At 67.2% G+C, this 7,395-nt stretch carries 8 protein-coding genes; all 8 read right to left on the bottom strand.

The window, feature by feature from the left end:
- Positions 1-262 precede the first annotated feature (262 nt).
- The 8 genes from QBJ89_RS16810 to QBJ89_RS16775 all read right to left on the bottom strand — a co-directional run bounded on the left by QBJ89_RS16810 (position 263) and on the right by QBJ89_RS16775 (position 7,391).
- Positions 263-1,324 (bottom strand): acyltransferase, encoded by a 1,062-nt coding sequence (locus tag QBJ89_RS16810; RefSeq protein ID WP_277981625.1) that lies wholly within the window; start codon positions 1,322-1,324, stop codon positions 263-265.
- Between the two features lie 474 nt (positions 1,325-1,798).
- Positions 1,799-2,560, bottom strand: a complete 762-nt coding sequence (locus QBJ89_RS16805; protein WP_277981624.1) for a hypothetical protein — start codon at positions 2,558-2,560, stop codon at positions 1,799-1,801.
- A gap of 496 nt (positions 2,561-3,056) precedes the next feature.
- On the bottom strand, positions 3,057-3,983 hold the full coding sequence (locus tag QBJ89_RS16800; RefSeq protein ID WP_277981623.1) for a winged helix DNA-binding protein: 927 nt from the start codon (positions 3,981-3,983) through the stop codon (positions 3,057-3,059).
- Between the two features lie 4 nt (positions 3,984-3,987).
- Entirely contained in the window at positions 3,988-5,484 is a 1,497-nt protein-coding gene (locus QBJ89_RS16795) for an NAD(P)(+) transhydrogenase (Re/Si-specific) subunit beta (protein ID WP_277981622.1), read from the bottom strand.
- A 12-nt stretch (positions 5,485-5,496) separates the two neighbouring features.
- A complete protein-coding gene (locus tag QBJ89_RS16790; protein ID WP_183924186.1) occupies positions 5,497-5,793 on the bottom strand; it encodes an NAD(P) transhydrogenase subunit alpha in 297 nt (98 codons plus the stop codon).
- Positions 5,794-5,808: 15 nt separating this feature from the next.
- The gene (locus tag QBJ89_RS16785; RefSeq protein WP_277981621.1) at positions 5,809-6,024 is read right to left on the bottom strand and encodes a type II toxin-antitoxin system HicB family antitoxin; all 216 of its coding nucleotides are present in this window, start codon (positions 6,022-6,024) and stop codon (positions 5,809-5,811) included.
- Complete coding sequence (locus tag QBJ89_RS16780; protein WP_277981620.1) at positions 6,021-6,266, bottom strand: type II toxin-antitoxin system HicA family toxin; 246 nt, start codon at positions 6,264-6,266, stop codon at positions 6,021-6,023. Before QBJ89_RS16780 ends, QBJ89_RS16785 begins: the two co-directional genes overlap by 4 nt.
- Positions 6,267-7,391 (bottom strand): NAD(P) transhydrogenase subunit alpha, encoded by a 1,125-nt coding sequence (locus QBJ89_RS16775; RefSeq protein ID WP_277981619.1) that lies wholly within the window; start codon positions 7,389-7,391, stop codon positions 6,267-6,269. It lies immediately after the preceding gene.
- Positions 7,392-7,395: the final 4 nt, after the last annotated feature.

Here is a 7,395-nt window from a genome sequence, read left to right as displayed (position 1 = left end):
GAGCCGCTCTACCAGCTGAGCTAAGCGCCCGGCGCGAGGAAAGCCTCGGGACCGCCGTGAGTGGTTCCTCTACACACCCGGTTTCTGGGAGCAAGAGGGAGCGGGAAGAGTAGGGGCCACTTGGCGAGCGCGGCGCGAACTTAGCCCCGGGCCCCGACGGCTTTCCCATCTCCACCAAGCGGCCTTGGGGTCATCACGGCGCGCTGGCGAACGCGCCCGGCGCGGAAAGGATCGACCTACCGGCGCCGCGCCGGGCGGTCATTCAGGCTCCGACAAGCTGACGACTATGATGCTTCGCCACGGTCTGCACCAGCCGCACGATCGCGAGCGATACCGCCATGACGGCCAGCGCGGCGACGAGGAAGGCGAGCACGCCGGCAGGGCGTGCCAGCGGGAGTTTGTGCTGCGCCTTCTCCAGCGCCGCGATCACATACTGATGAACGAAGAACACGCCGAAGCTCATATCGCCGAGGCGGCCGACCGACGGCGGCAGATCCCTGATGAACCGGTACAGTGACCCCAATATGGCCAGGCAGAAAAGCAGCTTGGAGATCAGGTATATGCCCTCGCTTCCAAAGCCGCCCATGTTGACCAGCAGAGGCAGGAAGATCGCTGTCGCCAACAGGGGATACCAACGCGCGAGAAGCGGCATGATGTTGTCTTGGAAGTGGGCCAAGCACATACCGCTGAGATAGACGGGCAGGTAGAACGTCGCATTGTGGATCGGAGAAACATCTCCCGGAGAGCGGGATAGCACGAACGAGACCGCTAACAACAATGGTAGAATGAGATAGAAGCGCGGCCGTCGATCGATGGCGAGAAATAAGGGAGCGAGGAGGTAGAATATGGCCATAACAGGAATGAACCAGTATGGCGTCAGATGATTTCCGGTGAAGATCAGAAATAGCACGATCTCTAGTGGTGAGTCTATAAATGCGGGAGCGCCGGCTTCGCTGATATCTTTGATGCCCGACAAAAACATGAACAATGCCGGTGTAGAACATACAAGATAAGGCAGCAGCACGTTTCTCGCCTTGCTCTTCAAGTAGCTTGGATAGTGAAAGCTTGAGGAGAGATACTGGAAGAGGAAACCGGAAATGAAAATGAATATCAGGTTTATGCTGCGTAACACCAATAGCATCTCGGGCGACCAAACCGAGTCACTCGGTGGAAACAGAAAGCGCGTATGTGACAGCACGACGAGGAAGATCGCTATGACGCGCGCCGCCTGAATATATTGCAGGCGCTCACGGCGAGTCCTCGGCGCGGCCCCCACCCTGTAATCCAGCAGCGTTCGTTGCTTCAACACCCGATATGCCCCCATTCGTGCTCAAGATGTCGCTGGGGGAGCTTCCAGCATGACGCATGCTTGGTCTAGATCAGGGAGCCGCTTGTGAAGAGTTCGAGCGGGGCTGAGCGAAACGTGTGCCCTCGTCGGCCTTTTTCAGGGAATTCGGTATTAATCCCTGTTTGGCGCCAAGTCGCGAGCTGTCCGCTTTCGACCGCTCGACGGCGCCGAGACCTCCGCGTTCGTCGCGGCAGGCATTCCCCCTCGTACCTGGGGCATCTTCGTTGACTGATGCTCCCAGACCATCGCGATGGAGCAGCCCCGATCGGGGCTGAAGGCAGCGAGTCACGGCGGCCCGCGCCACGGCGCCAGCATGCGGCCTCACCCGCGGCGAGCGACCCGACTATTGCGGATCGCCCTGACCATTAAGATTAGGAGCAGCTGCCGCGTCGGGCGAGACGCGCTTGAACGCTCGACCCGCGATCAGCAGCCGCCGTGACGCAACCGTGTTTACCTGCCGCCCTCGCCGGAGAGCGTGTCGCCCGAACGGCTCCGATGAGCACGTCGACGCTTGACCTGCTTGGCCGCACGCGGCGGCTTTCTGGCGATCGCGAGACCGAGGACCATCATCGCGAACACGCTCTCGATGACGTTGGAAGCGGCGCCGACGCCGAGCAGCGCGATGATCATGGCGAAATCGCGCCGTCCACTGCGGTCGGACTGGATCGCGCGCTGTCCCCCTCCGAAGATCAAGAAGGCGACCAGGAGTGCCCCAAGCCCGAAGATGACGAACAGGTAGATCGCGAGGTTGTCCGCCGGATTGTACCAGTCAACCTCGGCGATCGTCTGAGGACCGCCGATCCCGCCGAGCCCCCGACCCACGAGCCAGCTGATCGGATCGCTCCAGTTGACCAGCGCGAGCGCCTCCGGCCACGTGGTCAGGGCCCGATCTGCCAGTGAGCTGTAGCTCAGCCCAATCCCTGGGCCGCGCGGAAACGGCGGCCGGCCGTAGCTCACCGCCAGGAGTGGGCCCGCGAAGATCAACGCGACCCGGAATGCCATGTGTATGGTGCCGATCAGCTTGCGCCTCGGGGCGCCAGTGCCTTTCAGTCGTCCCAACAGGAAATAGGTACCGGGAAGGAGAAGCATCGCCAGCTCGGGTGCCTTTGAGGTCGCCAGATGGAGAGCGACCAGTGCAACGAGCCACGCCGCCGCCTTCGCCGCGAAGGGTTCATCTTCGGCTCGGCCGCACAGAAGCCGATGAAAATGCACGCGGCGGCGCTGCCCCGACCGGGCCGAGTACGCCCCGGACGATCCCGCCTACCGCGGTGAACACGACGTAGAGCACGCCTGCGGCCATCAGGCCGAGCCCCGCCCATTTGTCGACGACGCCCTGCGAGCTAAGCTCGCCGGGCTGCGCTTGGGGCGACAGCGTCCTGCCGATAGCGTCGGCTAGAACCAAGAGAATTTTCTATCCTTTGCCGAAGCGGGTCAGCGGCAGCGGGATGGGCGATCGCTTATCGACGCGCAACGCGGCACCCGACGTCCGAACGACCCAATGGCGCACAGCCGGCGGACCCGACATCCTTCAGCATCTCTCCGGTCAGTCGAGCTCGGGAGCGCCCGTCCCGTGACGGTTCAGCGTCGACGACGGCCGGGTAAGACGAAAGCGCGGTTATCGCAGATTCGATCAGGCCAGGGCGCGCCTCAGGCTTAGCGCGGCAGCTCAACCTCTCGCCATCGGTCCAGATCACGCTCGATCACCCCCTCACACCAGCGGCAGCCCCGCCTCCGCCAGCGCGCCGAGATAGGCCTGGAGCGCCCGCTCCGCCTCGACGGTCAGCCCGATGAAGACGCGGCGGCGATCGCCCGGGTCGGGCGTGCGCGCCAGCAACCGCCGCTCGGTCAGCCGCGCGATCCAGCGCAGCGCGGTGGTTGGCGCCACCGCCGCCGCGATGCACAGGCTGGAGACCGAGACTCGCCGCCCCTCCAGCCGGGAAGCGTAGAGGTCGAGCAACATGTCCCAGGCCGGGTCCTCGAACAGGCCCTTGCCCAGAAAGCGGTCGCGCAGCCGCCGCGCACGCAGCACGGCGCGCAGCTGCGCCGCGGTGATCGCCACCGGCGCGGCGGGCACGGCATGGAAGACCAGCCGCGACTCCTCGGCGCGGTCGAGCCCGACACCGCCGTCGCTGAGCTGCGCGAGCAGCGCCGCGATCCGCGCCACCTCGGCGCTGAGCCGCGCCAGCCGCTCCGAGTCGCGCTCGGGCGAGCGCACGCCGCCGCCGCCGCGCGCCGTTGCCACCGCCAGCGCGCCGATCCACTCGGCGCTATCGGGGTCGCACAGCAGCTGCACCGCGCCCGCCTCCTCACGCAGCGCGGCGACGACGGGATCGATCTGCGCCACCGAGAAAGCGACGATGACGCGCCACCCGCGCGCCGCCGCGAGCGAGTCGACCGCGGCGACCGAGTCGTGGGCCAGCGCGTCGTTGGCGCCGGCGAGATCGAGCACCACCGCTGGCGCGTCCTCGCGCAGCGCGAGCGCGCCCGGCGCCTCGGCGAGCGGGTGGTGCGCCACGATCGTGCCGCGGAGCAGCGCGATCGACTCGCGTGCGTCGAGCGCGCCGGTGCCGTCGAGGCTGGCTAGCGCGAAGGCCAGCGCAGCCGCGTCGGCGGCGTCGTAGAAAGGAGCGACCATCGCGTCAGTCGAGCGACTTGACGATCTCTTCCACCATCTTCTTGGCGTCGGCGAGCAGCATCATGGTATTGTCCCGGTAGAAGACCTCGTTATCGACTCCAGCATAGCCGACTCCGCCCATCGAGCGTTTGATGAAGAGAACCGTTTTGGCCTTTTCGACGTCAAGCACGGGCATGCCGTAGATCGGCGAGGTCCGATCGGTCTTCGCCGCCGGATTGGTGACGTCGTTGGCGCCGATCACGAAAGCGACGTCGGTCTGCGCGAACTCGGAATTGATGTCCTCCAGCTCGAACACCTCGTCGTAGGGCACGTTGGCCTCGGCGAGCAGCACGTTCATATGTCCGGGCATGCGCCCCGCGACCGGGTGGATCGCGTATTTGACCCGGACGCCGTGCGCCTTGAGCTTGTCGCCCATCTCGCGCAGCACGTGCTGCGCCTGCGCCACCGCCATGCCATAGCCGGGCACGATGATCACCTGCTCGGCCTGGCTCATCAGGAAGGCGGCGTCTTCGGCCGAGCCGCGCTTCCACGCCCGGTCGCTCGCCGGCGCGCCGCCGGCACCGCCACCCGATTCGGCGCCGAAGCCGCCCGCGATCACGCTGACGAAGCTGCGGTTCATCGCGCGGCACATGATATAGCTGAGAATCGCGCCGGACGAGCCGACCAGCGCGCCGGTGATGATCATCGCGCTGTTGTGCAGCGTGAACCCCATCGCCGCCGCGGCCCAGCCCGAGTAGCTGTTGAGCATCGATACGACCACGGGCATGTCGGCGCCACCGATCGGCACGATCAGCAGGAAGCCGATCGCGAACGACAGCAGGGTCACCGTCCAGAACACCCAAGGCGACTGGTCGACCGTAAAATAGGCCACCAGCAGCAGAATCGCGGCGAGCACGCCAAGGTTGATCGCGTGCCGCGCCGGCAGCAGGATCGGCTTGCCGCCCATGTTGCCGTTGAGCTTGAGGAAGGCGATCACGCTGCCCGAGAAGGTGATCGCGCCGATCGCCACGCCCAGCCCCATCTCGATTCGGCTGACCGGGTTGATCAGCGCCACCGTGCTGCCGTCGGGGAAGAGCAATGGCGCCGCGATGCCGAAGGCGACGGGGTTGAGGAAGGCGGCGGCGGCGACCAGCACCGCGGCGAGCCCGACCAGGCTGTGGAAAGCGGCGACCAGCTGCGGCATCGCGGTCATCGCAATGCGCCGCGCCACGCCGACGCCGATCACCGCGCCCAGCGCGATCGCGGCGACGATCTCGAACGCCGCGGCATAGTCGACCCGGGCGATCAGCGCGGCGTAATCTTCGCCCTCGATCAGCGTGGCGGTGAGCGGCACGTGCGTGACGAGCGTCGTCACCACGGCCACGCCCATGCCGATCATGCCGAGGCGGTTGCCGCGCTGGCTGGTGGCGGGGCTGGAGAGCCCGCGCAACGCCAGGATGAAGCACACGCCGGCGACGAGATAGGCCAGCGCGACCCAAGGGTTCACCGCGACATGCTCCACTTGGCTCTCCCCTTACGGCCGCGGTGCCGGCCGCTCCTTCTTCTTGTACATGGCGAGCATCCGCTGCGTCACCGCGAAGCCGCCGAAGATGTTGACGCTGGCGAGCACCACCGCGGCGAGCCCGAGCCATTTCGAGCCGGTGCTGCCCGCCGCCGCGCCCGCGATCAGCGCGCCGACGATGATCACGCTGGAGATGGCGTTGGTCACCGCCATCAGCGGCGTGTGCAGCGCCGGCGTGACCGACCAGACGACGTAATAGCCGACGAAACAGGCCAGCACGAAGATCGACAGGATCGCGACAAAGTCCATGTTATCGTTCCGCTCTCATGCCGGCACGCGGCGTGGCGCCGGGATCTCGCGACCGAGCGCTTCAGCGGCCTCGATCCAGCTCAGCACCGCGTCATAGGCATTGGTGAGCGCCTCATGCGGCGTCTCGCCGTCCGAGCGGCAGCCGGGCAGATCTGGGACGATCGCGACGAAGCCAGCGCCATCCTCCTCGGCGAGAGGCCGGATGTCGACCTCATAGGCATAAGGGTTCATCGGCTGTCCCTGGTGAGCGCTTCGACCATGTGCACGAGGTCTCGGATGTAGACCTGCTTGATCGGCCGATGCGCCGGAATGGTGAGGATCGCCTGCATCGTTGGATGGGTCACCTTATCGGGCCAGCCGTGCCGCGGCGGCAGGCAAGTCAGGCCATAAGCACGGCAGATCCGCTCCACGTCGGCGATCCGCCAGTCGCCGGGGTTGGCCCGCATGGCGGCGAGCAGCTTGTCGCCACGCATTCACGACACCAGCCTCGCATTGACCACCGCGCCGCCGCGGGTCAGCCGCACCGCGTCGCCGATCTCGGCGTCGAGCACCGGACGGCCCTGCTCCTTGTTCCAGAAGGTGGAGAGGAAGTTGTACAGGTTGCGCGAGTAGAGCGCGGCCGTATCGGCGGCCAGTCGCGCCGCCACGTTGCGGTGGCCGATGATGCGCACGCCGTGGCGTTCGACGATCTCGCCCGCCACCGCGCCCTCGACATTGCCGCCCTGCTCCACCGCGAGGTCGACCAGCACGCTGCCGGGGCGCATCGTCGCGAGCTGCGCGTCGGTCACCAGCCGCGGTGCCGCGCGCCCCGGGATCAACGCGGTGGTGATCACGATGTCCTGCTTGGCGATATGCGCCGACACCAGCTCGGCCTGCGCCCGCTGATATTCGGGCGACATCTCGCCGGCATAGCCACCGCTGCCCTCGCCCTCGATCCCCGCCACCGCCTCGACGAACACCGGCTTGGCGCCGAGCGACAGGATCTGCTCCTTGGTGGCCGAGCGCACGTCGGTGGCGGAGACCTGCGCGCCGAGCCGCCGCGCGGTGGCGATCGCCTGCAGCCCGGCGACGCCGACGCCCATGACGAAGACCCGCGCCGCCGAGACCGTACCCGCCGCGGTCATCATCATCGGAAAGGCGCGGCCATATTCCGCCGCGGCGTCGATCACCGCCTTGTAGCCCGCCAGATTCGACTGCGACGACAGCACGTCCATCGACTGCGCGCGCGTGATCCGCGGCATCAGGTCCATCGCCAGCGCCTCGTAACCTGCCGCGGCATAGGCCCCGACTCGCGCGCGGCCGTCGCCGAACGGCGCCATGATCGCCACCACCCAGGCGCCAGGTGCGGCCCCGGCGAGCGAATCGGGCGCGGGCGGCTGCACCGCCAGCACGATCTCCGCGCCCGCCAGCGTCGCGGCACGATCGCCCAGTGCGGCGCCCGCGGCGGCATAGTCCGAATCGGCGATCGCCGCGCCCGCGCCCGCACCGGCCTCGACCGCCACCTCGGCGCCCAGCGTGATGAACTTGCGCGCGGTCTCGGGCGTGGCGGCGACGCGGCGCTCGCCGTTTGCCTGTTCGCTGACGACCGCGATCTTCACGCCG

This window comes from Sphingomonas phyllosphaerae (assembly GCF_029623345.1).
In the GTDB taxonomy this organism is placed as follows: Bacteria; Pseudomonadota; Alphaproteobacteria; order Sphingomonadales; family Sphingomonadaceae; genus Sphingomonas; species Sphingomonas phyllosphaerae_C.
The sequence above is the reverse complement of the archived record's forward strand: the minus strand, read 5'-3'. Positions and strand labels throughout refer to the sequence as shown.

Coding starts and splice junctions, on each gene's coding strand:
- QBJ89_RS16810 (WP_277981625.1), bottom strand. CDS start 1,324: ATGGGGGCATATCGGGTGTTGAAGCAACGAACGCTGCTGGATTACAGG.
- QBJ89_RS16800 (WP_277981623.1), bottom strand. CDS start 3,983: ATGGTCGCTCCTTTCTACGACGCCGCCGACGCGGCTGCGCTGGCCTTC.
- QBJ89_RS16790 (WP_183924186.1), bottom strand. CDS start 5,793: ATGGACTTTGTCGCGATCCTGTCGATCTTCGTGCTGGCCTGTTTCGTC.
- QBJ89_RS16785 (WP_277981621.1), bottom strand. CDS start 6,024: ATGAACCCTTATGCCTATGAGGTCGACATCCGGCCTCTCGCCGAGGAG.
- QBJ89_RS16780 (WP_277981620.1), bottom strand. CDS start 6,266: ATGCGTGGCGACAAGCTGCTCGCCGCCATGCGGGCCAACCCCGGCGAC.